Source organism: Ruegeria sp. TASC047, from assembly GCF_059612445.1.
Genome location: NZ_JBXWQP010000001.1, coordinates 26,053 through 42,232, shown reverse-complemented (window position 1 = coordinate 42,232; position 16,180 = coordinate 26,053). Strand labels below are relative to the sequence as shown.

The 16,180-nt window shown below is 60.4% G+C and carries 18 protein-coding genes; 6 read left to right on the top strand and 12 right to left on the bottom strand.

Going from position 1 to position 16,180, the window contains the following annotated elements; translation table 11 throughout:
• The 9 genes from AC2FLO_RS00205 to AC2FLO_RS00165 form a co-directional block, all read right to left on the bottom strand.
• Window positions 1-486, bottom strand: coding sequence for a c-type cytochrome (locus tag AC2FLO_RS00205; protein ID WP_496811547.1), 486 nt, complete (start codon window positions 484-486; stop codon window positions 1-3).
• A complete protein-coding gene (locus AC2FLO_RS00200; RefSeq protein WP_496811546.1) occupies window positions 483-1,871 on the bottom strand; it encodes a multicopper oxidase family protein in 1,389 nt (462 codons plus the stop codon). The genes AC2FLO_RS00205 and AC2FLO_RS00200 overlap by 4 nt, the downstream gene beginning before the upstream one ends.
• Before the next feature lie 9 nt (window positions 1,872-1,880).
• Complete coding sequence (locus AC2FLO_RS00195; RefSeq protein ID WP_496811545.1) at window positions 1,881-2,762, bottom strand: c-type cytochrome; 882 nt, start codon at window positions 2,760-2,762, stop codon at window positions 1,881-1,883.
• Between the two features lie 27 nt (window positions 2,763-2,789).
• Window positions 2,790-3,407 carry a c-type cytochrome gene (locus tag AC2FLO_RS00190; protein WP_496811544.1) on the bottom strand — a complete coding sequence of 206 codons (618 nt, stop codon included), beginning with the start codon at window positions 3,405-3,407 and terminating at the stop codon, window positions 2,790-2,792.
• Between the two features lie 20 nt (window positions 3,408-3,427).
• Entirely contained in the window at window positions 3,428-3,742 is a 315-nt protein-coding gene (locus tag AC2FLO_RS00185) for a c-type cytochrome (RefSeq protein WP_496811600.1), read from the bottom strand.
• A 119-nt stretch (window positions 3,743-3,861) separates the two neighbouring features.
• Entirely contained in the window at window positions 3,862-4,371 is a 510-nt protein-coding gene (locus AC2FLO_RS00180; protein ID WP_496811599.1) for a L,D-transpeptidase, read from the bottom strand.
• Between the two features lie 179 nt (window positions 4,372-4,550).
• Window positions 4,551-5,990: an ATP-binding protein gene (locus AC2FLO_RS00175; RefSeq protein WP_496811543.1), complete on the bottom strand. Its 1,440-nt coding sequence runs from the start codon at window positions 5,988-5,990 to the stop codon at window positions 4,551-4,553.
• Window positions 5,990-6,712, bottom strand: coding sequence for a response regulator (locus AC2FLO_RS00170; protein WP_496811542.1), 723 nt, complete (start codon window positions 6,710-6,712; stop codon window positions 5,990-5,992). The genes AC2FLO_RS00175 and AC2FLO_RS00170 overlap by 1 nt, the downstream gene beginning before the upstream one ends.
• 2 nt (window positions 6,713-6,714) lie before the next feature.
• Complete coding sequence (locus AC2FLO_RS00165) at window positions 6,715-7,911, bottom strand: exo-alpha-sialidase (protein ID WP_496811541.1); 1,197 nt, start codon at window positions 7,909-7,911, stop codon at window positions 6,715-6,717.
• 280 nt (window positions 7,912-8,191) lie between these two features.
• Here AC2FLO_RS00165 and AC2FLO_RS00160 point away from each other — a divergent pair, with 280 nt between their 5' ends.
• The 4 genes from AC2FLO_RS00160 to AC2FLO_RS00145 are packed head-to-tail and all read left to right on the top strand — an operon-like array spanning window position 8,192 to window position 11,215.
• The gene (locus AC2FLO_RS00160; RefSeq protein ID WP_496811540.1) at window positions 8,192-8,854 is read left to right on the top strand and encodes a TVP38/TMEM64 family protein; all 663 of its coding nucleotides are present in this window, start codon (window positions 8,192-8,194) and stop codon (window positions 8,852-8,854) included.
• Between the two features lie 28 nt (window positions 8,855-8,882).
• Window positions 8,883-9,854, top strand: coding sequence for a cation diffusion facilitator family transporter (locus tag AC2FLO_RS00155; protein ID WP_496811539.1), 972 nt, complete (start codon window positions 8,883-8,885; stop codon window positions 9,852-9,854).
• Window positions 9,854-10,762, top strand: coding sequence for a sterol desaturase family protein (locus AC2FLO_RS00150; RefSeq protein ID WP_496811598.1), 909 nt, complete (start codon window positions 9,854-9,856; stop codon window positions 10,760-10,762). The genes AC2FLO_RS00155 and AC2FLO_RS00150 overlap by 1 nt, the downstream gene beginning before the upstream one ends.
• Before the next feature lie 3 nt (window positions 10,763-10,765).
• Window positions 10,766-11,215 carry a DUF411 domain-containing protein gene (locus tag AC2FLO_RS00145; protein ID WP_496811538.1) on the top strand — a complete coding sequence of 150 codons (450 nt, stop codon included), beginning with the start codon at window positions 10,766-10,768 and terminating at the stop codon, window positions 11,213-11,215.
• On the opposite strand, the gene AC2FLO_RS00140 is transcribed toward AC2FLO_RS00145, so the two are convergent.
• Entirely contained in the window at window positions 11,212-11,784 is a 573-nt protein-coding gene (locus AC2FLO_RS00140; protein ID WP_323804445.1) for a Crp/Fnr family transcriptional regulator, read from the bottom strand. The two genes, AC2FLO_RS00145 and AC2FLO_RS00140, sit on opposite strands and share 4 nt — an antisense overlap.
• A gap of 75 nt (window positions 11,785-11,859) precedes the next feature.
• Between AC2FLO_RS00140 and AC2FLO_RS00135 the strand changes: the two genes are divergently transcribed.
• Both AC2FLO_RS00135 and petA read left to right on the top strand, forming a co-directional pair.
• Window positions 11,860-12,384 (top strand): hypothetical protein, encoded by a 525-nt coding sequence (locus AC2FLO_RS00135; protein ID WP_496811537.1) that lies wholly within the window; start codon window positions 11,860-11,862, stop codon window positions 12,382-12,384.
• A 107-nt stretch (window positions 12,385-12,491) separates the two neighbouring features.
• Window positions 12,492-13,052, top strand: a complete 561-nt coding sequence (gene petA, locus AC2FLO_RS00130) for a ubiquinol-cytochrome c reductase iron-sulfur subunit (protein ID WP_496811536.1) — start codon at window positions 12,492-12,494, stop codon at window positions 13,050-13,052.
• 242 nt (window positions 13,053-13,294) lie between these two features.
• Here the strand turns inward: petA and merA are convergent, their stop codons facing one another.
• Together merA and AC2FLO_RS00120 are read right to left on the bottom strand one after the other, a co-directional pair.
• Entirely contained in the window at window positions 13,295-14,746 is a 1,452-nt protein-coding gene (merA, locus tag AC2FLO_RS00125; protein ID WP_496811535.1) for a mercury(II) reductase, read from the bottom strand.
• A 57-nt stretch (window positions 14,747-14,803) separates the two neighbouring features.
• Entirely contained in the window at window positions 14,804-16,153 is a 1,350-nt protein-coding gene (locus AC2FLO_RS00120; RefSeq protein ID WP_496811534.1) for a dihydrolipoyl dehydrogenase family protein, read from the bottom strand.
• Window positions 16,154-16,180: the final 27 nt, after the last annotated feature.

The following is a 16,180-nucleotide window of genomic DNA, read 5'->3' as shown; positions in this document are numbered from 1 at the left end:
TCAATTTCCCCTCTTCCGTGTCTCGCCTTCGGTCCGCACCGCTTGCATTTCCTGTATTCGGTCGGGCCAGGTCGACTTGATGTATCCAAGAATGTTCCAGATCTCCTGATCGGAAAGCTGATCCCCGAAGCCTGGCATACCGCTATCGAACTCCATGCCCTGAGCCGCCATCAGTGCGCGGCCACCAAGCTTGCTGTACTCAAAAAGAACCTGATCCCCGTGATGCCAGGTGTGTCCTGTCTCGTCATGCGGCGGGGCCGGTAAGCGACCGTCCTCGCCGGGGCTTTGCCAGTCCTCCTGTCCTTCGAGTCTTGCACCATGACAGGACGCACAATTCTCGGCGTAAAGAGTTTGGCCCGCCGTGAGATCCACGTCTCTCGGCATGACACCGTTATCGGAGCCTGCCGCATTGGCCATCCAGAAAAGGATCCCTGCTCCAATCACGGCGAAAGAAACAGCGCCGATAATGGCGATGCCCCGGTTCATGCCACGTCGATCCAGGTCATCATGCCCGAAGCTGCGTGCGACAGCATATGACAATGTAGCAGCCATTTGCCGGGGTTGTCGGCCACGAACGCGATGTCGCGGACCTCGCCACGATCCAACAGCGTTGTATCCCGAAGCGTCCCAAGACTCCCGTCAGGTGCAATCTCATGAAAATGCACCCCGTGCAGATGCATGGCGTGGGGGAACGCCGTGTCATTGGTGATCTTCAAACGCACCGTCTCACCGCGCGACAAGGCCGCGAGCGGTGCGCCGTCCATGCCGCCGACCGCTCCGTTGAACGCCCAGAAGTTGCCGGACTGCATCATGTCGCGCATGGACGACATCTGCCCGCCCATCATCGCACCCATCATGCCGCCCATGGCACCGCCCTGCATGAGCAATTCAAGTTTTGTGGCCTCGGCCAGATCGGGCATCGCATGGACATTCGGGGGCAGCGCGCGGGGAGCGTCCCGGCGCGCACGAGTAGCGTCTCCAGTCACTTCGAAAGCCACCTGCGAGAAACTCTCGTTGCGGTCGATCTGCACGATATGTCCGGCGCCACCAGTTTCCGCGGTCACATCTACAATCAGATCGACCCGCTGCGCGGGCGCCAGGACGATATTCCCATCGATCGGCCTTGGCTGGGCGAGGGGCATGCCATCGAGCGCAACAATCCAGCCTTCGAGACCATCGAGCGCCAGCTGAAAAACGCGCGCATTTGCAGCGTTGATCATGCGCAGGCGCAGACGTTCGTGCCGCTTGACCGGCAGTGCAAGGTTATAGGTTCCATTCGTGGTGATGTAGTTGCCAAGCCGCCCGGCATGGCTCAGATCGTGCATCGCCCCGAAGGTATCTGCGATCTGCGCGGTCTCAGGATCGACAAGCCAATCGTCAAGGATCAGAACCTCGTCACGGTCGATATCAATCGGCTCCGGCTCTTCGACGATCAGCGCGCCATGAAGGCCGCGTGCTACCTGTTCGAACGACCGGTTGTGTGCGTGGTACCAGTAGGTGCCCGCATCGGGTGCCACGAAGTCGTACTGAAACGATGAACCGGGTGCGATGGCGTCCTGGGTGAGACCTGCAACTCCATCCATCGCGTTGTCGATGCGGATACCGTGCCAATGGGTGGAGGTCGCGTCGGGCAAGTCATTGATCAGACGCCTTTGAACGCGCGCGCCTTGCGCCACCCTGATTTCCGGACCCGGCGCCGTTCCTTCAAAACCCCAGATGCGGGTCTGCCCATACTTCTGTGGTAGAAGCTGGACATCTGCGACCCGCGTGTGCAGGTCGATCGGGGTGGCTGCCCAGCCACGTCCTGCGCCAAGCGTTGCGAGCGCGGCACCTGCGGCGATAAACTTTCTGCGGCTAAGGTTCAGGGTCATCAATAACTCTCAATTTTCGGACAGGTCGTTGTCCAGGATGTAAGTGGCCATGGCGGCAAGGTCAGCATCGCTCAGAAACGCCGTTCCGTAGTTCACGACTTCCGCCATGCTCCCGCCGAACACATCACCCTCTGGCGTTATCCCGGTGCGAAATGCATAGGCCAAGCTGTCTGCGTCCCAACCAGCGGCCTGCAAATCGGTGGGCAGTATCGAGGGTGCGCTTTTGCCGCCCGGCAGGCTGTCGTTTCCGGCGAATATCCGGTCTGCGATCCGGGCCCCTGCAAAGTTTCGGTCCGTGTGACAAGCACCGCAATGCGCAGCCCCTCTCACCAGCCATTTGCCGCGGTTCCAGGCATCGCTGCGTTCTTCAACCGGATCGGTGTTCGGCTCCGACAAGTAGGCCGCCCGCCAAAGCTTCAGCCCCCAGCGTTGATCAAATGGAAAACTGGCCTCGTGCGCTGGTGACGGCTCCGGAACAGCCGGCACGGTCTGAAACGCCGCCCAGAGATCGGCGATGTCCTGATCTGAGAACTGCGCGTAAAACGGATATGTGAAGGTGGGGTAGTACGGCTCACCCTCCGGCGACACTCCTTGCCGGACCGCGCGAGCAAAGTCGGAGATCGTCCAAGCTCCCATCCCGTGATCGGGATCGGTTGTCAGGTTTGGTGGGTAGAAGGTCCCGAAGTCCGTCACAAGCGGAGCGCCCCCGGCCAGCGGTGCGACTCCTGCCTCGAAATTGGTATGGCAGGCAATGCATCCGGACGCGCGCGCCAGATATGCCCCCCGGTCCACGTCGCCTTCGAGGACCTCAAGTGAATCGGGCGGCTCGATCCCGATTGGCCAAGCAACGAGGGCTACACCTCCCGTTACGCCAACAGTCGCAGCCAGCAAGAGTCCTCGGAATAGTAACCGCACAGGTCAGTTATCCTCAGCCCGGAACTTCTGATGACAGGCCGAACACGTCTGCGTCACGGCCATGAATCCGGCATTGACCGGCATCTCCGCCAGCATTTCAGTGGTCATCATCTGTCCTGGTGCGCCACTCATCATGCCTTGGCCCGTTCCCATCATCCCCTGGCCGCCGCCCATCATGTTCTGACCGGTTCCCATCATTCCCTGGTCTGTACCCATCATGCCACTGCCGGGCATGTCCCCGGGGCCGGCAAGGCCATTGTCTGCGGCCAGCTTCATGCCCTCGGCACTGGTGCGCAGGGCTTCCGCCAGAGCAGCAAACTCTTCCCAATCCTCCCAGATCGCATCGAGCGCCTCCGACGGCGCTCCATTTGACCCTTCTGGAAACAGCTCGGTCATCTGGGTGCCCGCGTGACCGATCATCGTGTCAGCCGCATTGCGCACGACGTCCGGGTCATAGGCGGTCTGGCCACGCATCATGGGCGTAAGGCGCTTCATCGCGTCGCCCATTTCGCCCATTGCATCCATCCGCTCTTTCATCACCCCGGTCGCGCCGGAATGCGCGAGTGCCGCCAGTCCGACGGCCGAGATGGCAGCGGCCATTGCCCAAGTCTTCAATTGCATTTTCCTCTCCTCATTGTTCCTCAATTGATCCCGTTCGCGCGCTGCAATTCGCGCACATAGGCCACGATCATTTTCACATCGCCATCGGTCACGCCTTCGACTGGCGGCATGTTGCCAAAGCGCCAATGGTGCGCGCGGACGCCATTCTTGGCCGCAAGCAGAAAAGCCGCATCGCCGTGGTGGCTCGGTTCATAAATCTTGTGAACAAGGGGAGGTGCGACGCCATCCTGTCCGGCCGCATTCGCGCCATGACACTCCGCGCATTTCGCCTCGAAGGCCATTTTGCCGATTTCTGCATTCGCCGAAAGCGTTTCCGGCACTGCGACATCGACCATTGCTGGACCAGTTCTTTCCGTGCCCGCCGCAACATCCGGCTCATCGCCTTGTCCCGACCACCAAAAGCCCAAGCCCAGCAATGCTACCAGAGCAAACGCGATAAGAGTGTATCGTCCCATCAGATCAGCTTGACCTGAGCACCGACTGGTGTCCGGTCGTACACCTCGATGATATGCTCGTTGTACAGTCCAATGCATCCGCTAGAGGATCGCCGTCCGATCTTCCGCGTATCGTGGGTGCCGTGAATTCGATAGTACTGCCACGACAAATGCATCGCACGCGCCCCAAGCGGATTATCTGGCCCTGGGGGCATGTAGGCCGGCAGAGACGGATCGCGCGCTCGCATGGACGGCGTTGGTGTCCAATCGGGTGCGGGATCCTTGAAAGTGATCTCGGTATAGCCGCGCCGGGTGAGTTCGTCGGTCATCGGCACTGAGGTCGGATAGATGAACATCTCACCTTCCGTAGTCCATTGCTGTAGGACGCGAGAATTGGTGTCGGAAATAATGATGCCCTCGCCCAGCCGGTCGAAATGATCCTGCCAGTTGTGCGATCTAAATCCCGATGCATTGCGCCGGACCCCATCCGTGGCTTGAGCCGTTGCCAAGGCGGGCGTGAATAGCACCATTGCGCCCAAACTGCCCGCGAACGCGCGTCTGGACATCAGGAATCGGTTTCTTGCTTGCATGGTTCTGCCTCATTCCATGTCGAACGCCTTGTTTTCTATCGGACATGGAAGATTTCAGGAACGTTTGGCGCTTTGGTTTTTTGTAATGATATGTATCAACACCGCAGCTGGAAAGCTGGTCAGGTTCCGTGTCCTGGCACCTCCAATAGGTCTTGAGACCCCCGATCCAAGCGCTCCCCGACGTCGGACGTGTCGGTCAGAGGCAGCACCACGCGAGCGCGCAACCCGCCTGCATCGCGGTTCGACAAGTCTATGGCACCGCCATGCTCCAAAACGATACTGCGCGCGATAGAGAGCCCGAGGCCATGGCCGCCTGTTTCAAGAGATCGGGATTGCTCGATCCGCTGATAGGGCTGGAACACGTCTCTGATGCTATTGTCGGGGATCCCGGGTCCGCAATCGTCGACCCGTATTTCGACACCCGCATCAGACACATCCCACGAAAGAACAGGGTTGCGCCCATAACGTTGGGCGTTGTCGATCAGATTGCGCAGAGCGCGCCGCATGGCCAAAGGCTTGATCTGGACCGCCGCCTCGGGTCCCCTTTGCAGGTCGAGCTCGCCCTCTGTGGTCTTGTGGATTTCAGACAGGTATTCCGCCACGTCGAGACGCTGTAACTCTTCGCCCTGCCCCACGCCGCGGGCATAGGCGAGCGTGGCTTCGACCATCTCCTGCATTTCCTCGAGCGATGTCGCTATGCCATCCTTTGTCTCGGGATCGTCCACCATCTCGGCCCGGACCCGCAGCGCTGTCAGGGGCGTTCGCAGGTCATGCGCAAGTGCCGCAAGCATTTGGGTGCGGTCCATGACAAAACGCGCAAGGCGCGCCTGCATGTCGTTGAAGGCGATTGTCAGATCCCGAACTTCTGTCGGGCCGACAGGCGCAATCGGCCCCTGTCCTCCCCCCCGACCGAATTCCTCCGCAGACGCAGCAAGCTCGTTCAGAGGGCGCGTCAAGCGCGTCAGAACAAACCAGAATACGGCTAGGAGCAACACCACCGACGTCAGCACAAATGACAGCGTGGACGCCCAGGACCACTGTATCGGCGGACGCTCGAACCTTGTTGCGACGTTCAACCAGCGGCCACCCGCAATTGCGATCGATACCTCCATTTCGATGGCCGCCAAACGTCCTTGCATCATTTCGGCGTGCATCTCGGCCATTTCTGGCGACAGGTTCGGCAACGGGAGAAGCCCCTGTTCGATTTCATGGACCTCGACACGGATGTCCCGACTGTACCCATCGTTCAAAAGCGCGCGAATTCGGGCCTCCACGGCACCGTTCTCGTCATGGTGCGTATGCGTGACCGACGGTTCATCACCAAGTTCGAAGCGCACCAGCGGCGAGGTCGCCGCCGCGACAATTTCATCGCGTAAATCGGGTGGAGCGGCTTCGATGAGGCGGGCAACATTGGCCGCACGCCCCGCCGCCTCGCTCCCGATGGCCGCCTGTACTGCCAGAGAACGTTCATCCACGAAAAGCCAAAGCCCAACGACCTGGGCGACGAACAGGACCGACACAACGAGGATGGCGATCTGCGAGCGAAATCCCATGCGCATTAGCTCTCCAGATCCACGTCGCAATTAAGACAATAGCCGCCATTGCGCACGGTCGTGATGATCCGCGGCCGCAAGACATCCGGTTCGATCTTCCTGCGCAGTCTGGAGACCTGATTGTCTATTGTTCGATCGAAAGGTCCAGCGATGCGCCCGGCGCTCAACTCGAGCAGCTCATCCCGGCTGATGACGGCGCGTGGACGTTCCAGAAAGACCGACAGCAGCTTCGCTTCTGCAGTTGTCAGAGTGTTTGCCGTGCCGTCCTGTTTGGTTACCTGGCCGGCGTCATGGTCAAAGGTTACTCCGGCAAAGCTCGCGCGTTTTCCTGCAAGCGTGCCGCCGTGTGGTGCATCGCCCGCACGGCGCAGGATGGCATTGATCCTGGCCAGAAGCTCTCGCGGATTGAAAGGTTTTGCCAGATAGTCATCGGCCCCCGTATCGAGCCCATTGATGCGATCATCATCTTCGCCGAGCGCGGTGAGCATGAGTATAGGGGTCATCCGATGCTCGCGGCGCAACCTCGCACAGGCAGCCAGACCGTCTTCTCCGGGCATCATGATATCCAGCACGATCAGATCGATAGTTTCCTTGCCCAGATGGTCATCCATTTCGGACGTGTTGCTCGCGCCGGTGGCCTGCATCCCGTTTTTCTGAAGATAGCGCGTGACCGATTGCCGGATCTCGGCATGATCATCGACCACGAGGATATGCGGCGGGGCGGACATGATCAGTCGATCTCCGTCAGTCTGACCCGGCGCATGGCAATGCGGTCGCCCGTCTCGTCAGGCTGGGTCCAGGCGATGAAGATGTCACGGCCCAGCCGAGCCATGGTTGGGAAGTTCACGGACGCACCTGCCGAATTTGTCGCCAGCACCTCCTGTGCAACACATCCGGTTTCCTTTTCCGCACGGCACAACATGAGCGCTTCATTCCCGTCGGTCCATTCTACCCAGGACACCAACGCGGTCCCGTCCTCGAGCAGCTCGACATCGACCCGGCCGACTGGATTGCCGAGATCGACCCGGACAGGCGCGCCAAAGCTGCGGCCCGCGTCGTCAGAGAAGGCCACTTTGACAGCCGCAAGGCCGTTCGCGCCTGTAAACCATGCGACGGCCGCGTCATGGCCATCGGTAGCAATTGCCGGACCATTGACCGGGCATCCCGCCAACTCCCACCCATCATTGTGAACCGTCACGGGCCTTTGCCATCCATCAACCGTCAGCCGCGCGACGGAGATATCCCGAATTTCTCCATCCGTCCGGTCTCGATAGGCGGCGAGTATGGTGCCTTCCCCGGTCGCGGCGAGGCTTGTCTGGCAACAGGAGCAGGTCTGTAGATCGACGGCAACGTCGCCGCCAATCGCGCCATCGCTGGTCAGCGTCGTTGCCCGCAATTGCATGGCGTCAGACACTGTGGATGCTTCGTCGCGCCCAGCCCCATAGGCCCGTCCATCGAGCCAGATGACGGCCAGGCTGTCCGCACCCGCAGGCAGCATCGACACGAACCCGTGCTGCGCGAAAGACCTGTCTTCATGCGGGATCAGCGGTTCGCTCCAAGACGCGCCACCGTCGCGCGACAGCGCGATCTCGACTTGATAGTCAAAACTCGATGGGCCGATTTCACGCAGCCAGTGAACCGCGATCGTGCCATCGTCGAAGAGGGCGATGCCGGGAAAGTCGGCCCAGTTTACAAAGAGATCGGACCCCTGATTTACAAGGCGTGGTTCGGACCAGCCTTGCGCGAACCGGCGGCCCATCATGACTTTGGTTTGATCCCCTTCGTGCTCGAGCCAGCTCATGTAGAGCAGGCCATTGTGGCTCGCAAGAAACGGCTCATGCGCGCCCGGTTTCGACGGCAGACCGACGTCTTCAACCTGATCAAAAAGCGTAGCATGCGTCTGAGCCGTTCCGACTTGCGGCAGCACGAAGCCACTCGCCGCGATCACCAAACCAAGGAGCCCGCACAAAGCCTTCGCGCTTCGCAGGCCCTGCGAGCGTCTATGATCTCTGGTTTTCGTTCGGCATGTCATAACGCGCAGAATAGATTGATCTTTCCCAAATGACCCGAACTTCCTTTGTCGCAAAATGTATCAAACCGATTTTGAGCCTTGACCTTCCAGCGACTGGAAGCCCTATGTCACGTCTCATGATTTGCGCGATACATCAGAACCCTGACCAGGACGCCAGGCAACCGCGGGGTTGGCCGTGATGTTTCGTCTTGCCCTTCTGCTCCTTCTGGTGCTTGCGCTCTCCGTTTTAGCATTGCCGGATGTTCTGGGCTTTGACATCGATCTTCCCGAACGCGAGGATCTTGAGCGCTGGATTGATGCCGCGGGACTTCTAGGTCCTATACTAGTGGTCGCGCTCATGACTGCGGCAATCGTTGCAAGTCCGTTGCCCTCCGCTCCGATCGCACTCGCTGCTGGCGCCGCATATGGTCACACGTTCGGGACGCTACTTGTCGTTTTCGGAGCGGAACTCGGGGCACTCGCCGCCTTTTTGCTGGCGCGCGGGCTTGGTCGCCCCTTTGTCGAACGCCACTTCGGCCAAAAGACAGGCCCGCACTTTCTCGGGTCGCAGAACACCCTGACTTTTCTGGTGTTCGGAAGCCGGCTGCTGCCGTTCCTTTCCTTCGACATGATCAGTTATGCGGCCGGGCTGAGTAAACTGCAGCTGTGGCGCTTCGCGCTTGCGACCCTGGCCGGAATCATCCCAGCGAGTTTTCTTCTCGCGCATCTCGGCAGCGAGGCCATGAACGGGGATGCTCGCACCGCAACGTGGACGGCGGTCGCGCTCGGCGGGTTTACCGCATTGTCCCTGTTTGTCGCGATTTGGCGTGAACGCCGCCCTACAAGGAAAGAGAGCTGACATGGCATCCCATTCTCACACCGGACACATGCCCACATCAGGCAAGGCGCTTGTCATCTCCGCCTGGCTGACGGGTATCTATTTCGTCATCGAACTGGCCGTTGGCCTTTGGACTGGTTCAATTGCTGTCCTGTCCGATGCCTTTCACACACTTTCGGCGGTCGGTGGGGTTCTCGTAGCCATTGTTGCGCAGCGTATCGCTCGCAGGCCTGCTGATCCGGAACGCAGTTTCGGCTGGTATCGCGCCGAGATCATCGGTGCGCTCGTCAATGGCGGCTTTCTGTTGGGCATGGCCCTTCTCGTGATCTGGATGGGCGTCATGCGGCTCGGCAATCCGATCCATCTGCCGACGGGTCCCATGCTCTGGGTGGCCTTCGGTGGATTGGTCACCGAGATCATCTCGCTCGGCCTTATGTGGCAATCAAGTAAAGACGATCTGAATGCCCGTGGCGCGCTCTGGCATATCATCCAGACCTTCGTCGGCAGCCTTTTGATCATCGTGACCGCCGTGGTCATCAAGTTCACCGGTTATTTGGCAATCGACCCGATCCTCGGCGCTGCGTTCGGCGTCGTGCTCCTCTGGGCCTCCATCGGAGTGATCCGCGAAGCGGTTCACATCCTTATGGAAGGTACCCCGGAAGACACAGACCTTCCGGCCGTCATCGCCGATCTTCGCGAACAGGCGCACGTCCTCGATGTCCATCACGTGCATGCCTGGACCCTGACAAGTGGCAAACACGCGTTTTCCGCCCACCTGCGCCACGCAGATCCCGCTGACGCCGCGGAGATCCTCGAAAACGCCTACGACCGTCTCACCCACGCGCACGATTTTCACATGGTCACGCTGCAATTGGAGACCAATTGTCTCGACGAGGCGCATGCCCAAGATCTCGACATATCCAATACACACGAAGCAAGCGAAGAAGAGGCAACGCCTTCATCGTCAAACCCGCATGCGAGCCATGGTAAAGGGATGAAATCGCTGGAGCCTGAAAGGTGATTGACACCATCCTTGTTGCGGAACCCGAAATTCGCCTGACGGCCTTTCTGGGCGTATTGGCCGCCATGGCACTCTGGGAAATTGCCGCTCCGCGCCGGCGCCGGGACTTTCCGCGTGTGATCCGTTGGACCAATAATCTGGCGCTGGTCATCGTTGACACGGTGATCCTGCGTCTGACCTTCCCCATCCTTGCCGTCGGATTGGCCGTGACGGCCGAAGATCGTGGCTGGGGGTTGTTCAACAATCTCGACATCCCCGTCTGGGGCGCCGCGCTCGCCTCGATGCTGCTGCTCGATCTCGCCATCTATCTGCAGCATGTGATGTTTCACGCTGTCCCCGCTCTCTGGCGGCTGCACCGCATGCACCATGCCGACCTCGATTTCGATGTAACAACCGGGCTGCGCTTTCACCCGGTCGAGATAGCGATCTCGATGGCGATCAAGCTCGCAGTCGTCGCGGCACTTGGCCCACCAGCCTATGCGGTTCTGCTCTTCGAAGTGATCCTGAACGCCACTGCCCTCTTCAATCACGCCAACATCAATCTGCCTGTTTCGATTGATCGCTGGCTCAGATGGGTCCTTGTCACGCCGGACATGCACCGCGTGCACCACTCCGTGGACCCAAGAGAGACGAATTCGAACTACGGCTTCAATCTGCCCTGGTGGGATCGATTGCTCGGCACTTATGTCGCTCAGCCCGCCAAGGGTCATACCGAAATGCAGATTGGTATCGAGCAGTTTCGCACAAAGCGAGATCTATGGATCGACAGAATGCTGGTTCAGCCAATTCGGGGGCCAGCAAGCGGGCATGCGCTCGACATATCCAGTCAAACGTTGACGCATGAAGAGAACACTCTCGACGACAAGTCCGAAGAGGCTATTGTTCAGACCAACACTGAAAAGGATTGACGCATGAACAGACGAACTTTTCTGATGTCTGGTGCCGCCGTGGTACTGGCGCCCCCCGTATTCGCTGATGCGGCCTCCATCATCAGGGTTTTGAAGACCCCGACATGTGGGTGCTGCACAGCTTGGGTTGAACATGTTCGCCAGGCTGGGTTCGAAGTCGAAGCGCAGGATGTCGATCAGGATGCGCTTTTTGCGTTCAAAGACCGAATGCAAATCGCACCGGAACTCGCTGGATGTCACACTGCGATGGTAGGCGATTACTTCATTGAGGGCCACGTGCCCGCCTCGGACATCAAGCGGCTTCTGGCAGAACAACCGGTGGCGCGCGGGTTGACGGTCCCCGGCATGCCGATGAGTTCGCCCGGTATGGGCGGTCCCGGGGCCGGTGACGCTTTTGATACCTTGCTTGTGGGGTCCGACGGCGCGACCTCCGTCTTTGCCAGCCACAGCTAGGTGGCGGCCCGGAGGCGATATTCACCGCGTGACGGGTTGATGACGTGTCCTGCATCCACGAGCACACGAAGCGCGCGGTAAGCCGCTTCATGGCTGAGCTGCAATAAGGCCGCGAACTCCACAACGGTACTGTCGAGCAAACCGGCGACAAGACCAGCCAACACCCGGTCTTCGGCGCGCCGGATCCCGACGATTTCAAGTAGTTGCCGCTGCGCCTGTATATGCCGCGACGCCTGGCGCCCGTAGGACAGTGCAAAATCTGCGTCCGCAAATGCCGCCAGAACTGCTGCCTTGTCGATCCGAATGAGGTCGCCTGCCTCGATGACGACCGCGTCACAATGATACTTTTCCGAAAAAATGGACGCTTCGGCGAAACTCGTACCCGCTGTTGCGCGGTGGATGACGAAGCGCTCGCCGTTCGGCCCCACACGTTCAAGATGCACGCGTCCGCTCAGCACAACGAAAAGGCCTTTCGTGACCGATCCTTGCTGGAATAGCGTCTCGCGCGACACAGCGCTAACGCGATGCAGCGCGATATCCGGCAGACGATTGTATGGATCTGGTAGCATATGATTGAAATCATATCGGACGGCGGTCGCCTCTGCTAGACCTCGTGAAAATGCAATTGCACAACGGATCCGATCATGCGCTTTGTCCTCGTCCTACTGTCCCTCTCACTCGCGGGCCAGGTTTCCGCGCAACATGGCCATGGCCATACAGGACATGCGATGGCTGGCCCGCAGGAAACCGGCCAATCTACGTTTGCCGCCTTGGCCGAGATCGTGACGATCCTCAGAGAAGACCCCGAAACGGATTGGGACTCCGTCGATATTGCCAGTCTCAGACGCCACCTTGTCGACATGGATCTTTTGACGACCGAAGCCGAGGTCATCTCCGTGCCCCGTCCCGAGGGCGCTCGTTTCGAAATACGCGGAACTCCGCGCGTACTTGAAGCCGTCCGGTCCATGGTGCCCGCGCACGCACCTTTCCTGGCAACTAACACCGGCTGGGAGGTTTCAACCGAGGATCTCGGTGACCAAGTCATTCTCATTGTCGATGGCGATGCCGCACAGATTCAGGGACTTGGCTTTTTCGGGATGATGGCGATTGGTGCACATCATCAGGAACATCATCTGATGGTGGCCAGGGGTGCTGCACCTCATCGCTAGTTGGACGAGATCGCTCGTCTGCGCGTCCGCGAATGCGGGCCTCGCTTACAAAACGTTACACGTGCACCGTTGACCCTCCTGCGGAGTTGCCTCGTAGAATACGTGACATGAGCACCATGGCCGAGGACACCACACGCCGGGATTTTCTCTACTACGCCACAGCGGGAGCGGGCACCGTGGCTGCTGCGGCTGCCGTCTGGCCGCTCGTGGATCAAATGAACCCTTCCGCTGATGTCCGTGCGCTTGCAACGATTTCCGTGGATATCTCCGACCTTCCTCTCGGGACACAACTGACCGTCAATTGGCGTGGGAAACCGGTATTCATCCGGCATCGGACAGAAGCGGAAATTGCTGAGGCACGCTCGGAAACTGTGTCTGCACTTCCGGACACCGACGCTCGAAACCCCAATCTTCCGGCTGATACAACCGCGAATGACGATAACAGATCGATCCCCGGCCACGAAGCCCTTCTGGTCATGATCGGCGTCTGCACGCATCTGGGATGTGTGCCCCTGGGAGATGGTGCCGGGGACTTTGGCGGTTGGTTCTGTCCCTGCCATGGGTCGCATTACGACACCGCGGGAAGGATCCGCAAAGGTCCGGCACCCGAGAATCTCCACATTCCGCCGCTGTCGCTCTCAGGGGACATGGTGCTGACCCTCGGATAGTGGGCGCAGCGCGTTCACCCCTAAAAACAGTCCGGTCCAGACGCAATGCCGCCGAATGTATCGGCGGGCATTTAACAGACTTGCCGTCCCCATCCAGATTAGCGCGCCGACCCAAACCCAGGTCCAGATCGGATGCGGCACGCCAATACGCCAAGAGCATCGCCGCAATGGGCAGACCGCAGGCGATTAACACACTGGGAGGCAACGACAGGAAGTCTGATCTCGCGGTCGATGCTGTGGCGTTACCCCGCGCAGCAACTGAGTTTGGCCACATCCTTGTCAAAGGTCTGGGCCGCCAGTTTCAGTCCCTCTACCGTAGTCAGGTACGGGAAGATCGTTTCGCCAAGCGCCTTGGTGGTCATGCCGAACTTGAGCGCCATGGTCAAAGTCTGGATCGTATCGGAGCCCTCTGGTGCCGCGATCTGGCCGCCCAGCAGGCGGTCGGTCTTGGCGTCGGCCACCAGCTTGATCACGCCGCGGGTGTCGCGGGCCGCGGCGGCGCGCGGGACGTTGTCGAGCGTGATCACGCTGATCTTGACCTCGTAACCCGCCGCCTTTGCGTCGGCCTCGGTCAGGCCGACACCGGCCACTTGCGGGTCGGTGAACACGACCCATGGCATCGCCGCATTGTCATAGCGCATCGGCTCCAGTCCAAGGGCATTGTTGATTGCCACCTTGGCGCCATAGGCCGCCATGTAGACGAACTGGTCGCGGTCGGTGACATCGCCCGCGGCCCAAACGCCGGCCCGTGTGGTGGCCATGTCCCGACCGACCTTGATAGAGCCGCGTGCGTCGGTCTCTATCTCCAGGTCCTCCAGCCCGAGGTTCTCGGAATTGGCTATCCGGCCAGTGGTCATGACCAGCCGTTCGGCGGAAATAACCTCAGTCTTGCCATGCCGTTCGACAGTCAGGCTGACACTACCCGCAGCCTTCGTGACCGAGACGTAAGCAAGACCGGTCTCGACCGCGGTTCCTTCGGCCTTCAGCGCCTGCGTCAGCGCCTCGGCCACCTCTGGCTCTGCGCCGGGCAGAAGACGCGAGCGGGTCACTAGAATGACTTTCACCCCCAGCCTAGAGGCCATCTGCGCCAGTTCGCAGCCGATATAGCCGCCGCCCAGCACGATGATGCTTTCGGGCCGGTCGTGCAATGTCAGCAGGCCGGTGGAATCAAGCGTCTCCACGGTGTCGATACCCTGGATCGCTGGCATATGCGGGCGCGAGCCGGTGGCGATCAGAATGCGCGGGGCGGAAATGACCCGTCCGGCGACGGCGACGCCACCCTCGACCAATCGCGCCGGGCCGTCCTCGATATAGGTGACCTTCTCATAGGCGGGCAGCAGGTCGATGTATTTCTTGTGCCGCATCTCCGCGACCAGATCGGTGGTGCCTTTCACCACGGAGGGCCAGTCCACTGCGTGGGTGCAGGGCTCGATGCCCGGGAACCGGGCGGCGGACGCGCCGCTGTGCACCGCCTCGGCGGCGCGGATCATCGCCTTGGACGGCACGCAGCCGACGTTCACGCAGGTGCCGCCGATTGTGCCGTGCCCGACGAGTGCCACCCGCTTGCCGGCCTCGGCCGCGGTGATCGAGGCGGAGAACCCGGCCGAGCCGGCGCCAACGACGATCAGGTCATAGCTGTCGCTGCGGGCGTCTTTGGTCGAGCAGCAGTCATGCGCTTTGACGATCTGGTCCATTTTGATTTCCTTTTTCTGACAACCGCAGCCGTCCTCGTGGCCCGGTCAAAACTCGTTTCACACCATCGACCCGATGTCGGAGGCATAGCTGGGATAGGCGAAGATCATCGCCTTGATCTGATTTGCGGTCTGCCCGGCACCCATGGCCATGGCGAAGAGATTGATCTGCTCTTCGGCCCCTGGCCCGATCAGGTGCGCTCCGAGTATTTGCCCGCTGCCCTGTTCGACAAGAACCTTGAATCCGGTGTGTTTCGCGCCGACGCGCATGGATGAATACCAGCCCTCGGTCTTCTCGAAATGCACATCGAATTTCAGCCCCTGCTCCCTGGCCGCCGCTTCCGACAAGCCGACCGTGGCCACCATCGGCAGGGTGAAGACCACTGACGGGATCGGCGGGTATTTGATCTCCCTAGCGTCCTCTCCGGCGAGCAGATTTTTGCCTGCGATACGTCCCTCCGCCGCCGAAACGGGGGTGAGATTGAGGCCGCTATCAGCGCAATCGCCGGCCGCGAAAATGGCCGGGTTGGTTGTACGCATTGCGGCGTTCACCTTTATTCCACGGCGTGAGTATTCGACGCCGGCTGCCTCGAGGTTCAGACCGTCGATATTGGGCACCCTACCCGTGCCATGCACCACCAGATCGCAGGTGACGGTTTCGGTGCCGTCGGGACGTTCCACCGTGACGGTGAATTCGTCGCCCTGCTTTTCGATCTTCGCCATCTTCGCCTTTGTGCGCAGGTCGATGCCCAACTCTGCGGTCGCCTCGACCAGTATTGCGACCAAGTCGGGATCGAAAGGACCCAAGGGGCGGTCCATCATCTCCAGCACTGACACCTCGCGCGCACCCGCACGTTTGGCCACATGGGCGAATTCCATCGCGATGAACCCGCCGCCGACGAAGGCGATGCGGTCGGGACGCTCCCGCAGTTCCAGGAAATCGGTACTGGTGACGAGATACTCCTCGCCCGGGATGTTCAGCGTCATCGGCCGGGCACCAGTGGCGATGTGGAAATGCTTGGCGGTCAAGGTCTCGCCGTTCAACTCGATGGTATCGGGGCCAGTGAACCGCGCCTGCCCAAGCAAGACGTCGATCCCGGCCTTTTCCAGCCCGGCCTCGATGCGCGGTGGCATCGCGTCGGTGAACGTGCGCTTGAAGGCGATCATGTCGGACCAGTTGACCGACGTGCCCGCCTCCAGGCCCTTACCTTTCATGTTTTCCGCCCATTCAACGCCCTCGGTGACCGCGATCAGCATCTTCTTGGGATCACAACCGCGCAGGGCGCAGGTGCCGCCATGGGGCTCGCTGTCGATGCTGGCGACGCTCCAGCCGGCATTCGCCGCCATCCGGGCGACGCCATTGCCGCCGGTTCCGCCGCCGATCACGATAAGGTCGTAGCTCTTCGTCATAAGGTTTTTCTCTTCAATGCTGCGTCT

Coding starts and splice junctions, on each gene's coding strand:
- AC2FLO_RS00185 (WP_496811600.1), bottom strand. CDS start 3,742: ATGGTCGATGTCGCAGTGCCGGAAACGCTTTCGGCGAATGCAGAAATC.
- AC2FLO_RS00190 (WP_496811544.1), bottom strand. CDS start 3,407: ATGCAATTGAAGACTTGGGCAATGGCCGCTGCCATCTCGGCCGTCGGA.
- AC2FLO_RS00145 (WP_496811538.1), top strand. CDS start 10,766: ATGAACAGACGAACTTTTCTGATGTCTGGTGCCGCCGTGGTACTGGCG.
- AC2FLO_RS00175 (WP_496811543.1), bottom strand. CDS start 5,990: ATGCGCATGGGATTTCGCTCGCAGATCGCCATCCTCGTTGTGTCGGTC.
- AC2FLO_RS00135 (WP_496811537.1), top strand. CDS start 11,860: ATGCGCTTTGTCCTCGTCCTACTGTCCCTCTCACTCGCGGGCCAGGTT.
- petA (WP_496811536.1), top strand. CDS start 12,492: ATGAGCACCATGGCCGAGGACACCACACGCCGGGATTTTCTCTACTAC.
- AC2FLO_RS00170 (WP_496811542.1), bottom strand. CDS start 6,712: ATGTCCGCCCCGCCGCATATCCTCGTGGTCGATGATCATGCCGAGATC.
- merA (WP_496811535.1), bottom strand. CDS start 14,746: ATGGACCAGATCGTCAAAGCGCATGACTGCTGCTCGACCAAAGACGCC.
- AC2FLO_RS00140 (WP_323804445.1), bottom strand. CDS start 11,784: ATGCTACCAGATCCATACAATCGTCTGCCGGATATCGCGCTGCATCGC.
- AC2FLO_RS00205 (WP_496811547.1), bottom strand. CDS start 486: ATGAACCGGGGCATCGCCATTATCGGCGCTGTTTCTTTCGCCGTGATT.
- AC2FLO_RS00200 (WP_496811546.1), bottom strand. CDS start 1,871: ATGACCCTGAACCTTAGCCGCAGAAAGTTTATCGCCGCAGGTGCCGCG.
- AC2FLO_RS00180 (WP_496811599.1), bottom strand. CDS start 4,371: ATGGTGCTATTCACGCCCGCCTTGGCAACGGCTCAAGCCACGGATGGG.
- AC2FLO_RS00120 (WP_496811534.1), bottom strand. CDS start 16,153: ATGACGAAGAGCTACGACCTTATCGTGATCGGCGGCGGAACCGGCGGC.
- AC2FLO_RS00155 (WP_496811539.1), top strand. CDS start 8,883: ATGCCCACATCAGGCAAGGCGCTTGTCATCTCCGCCTGGCTGACGGGT.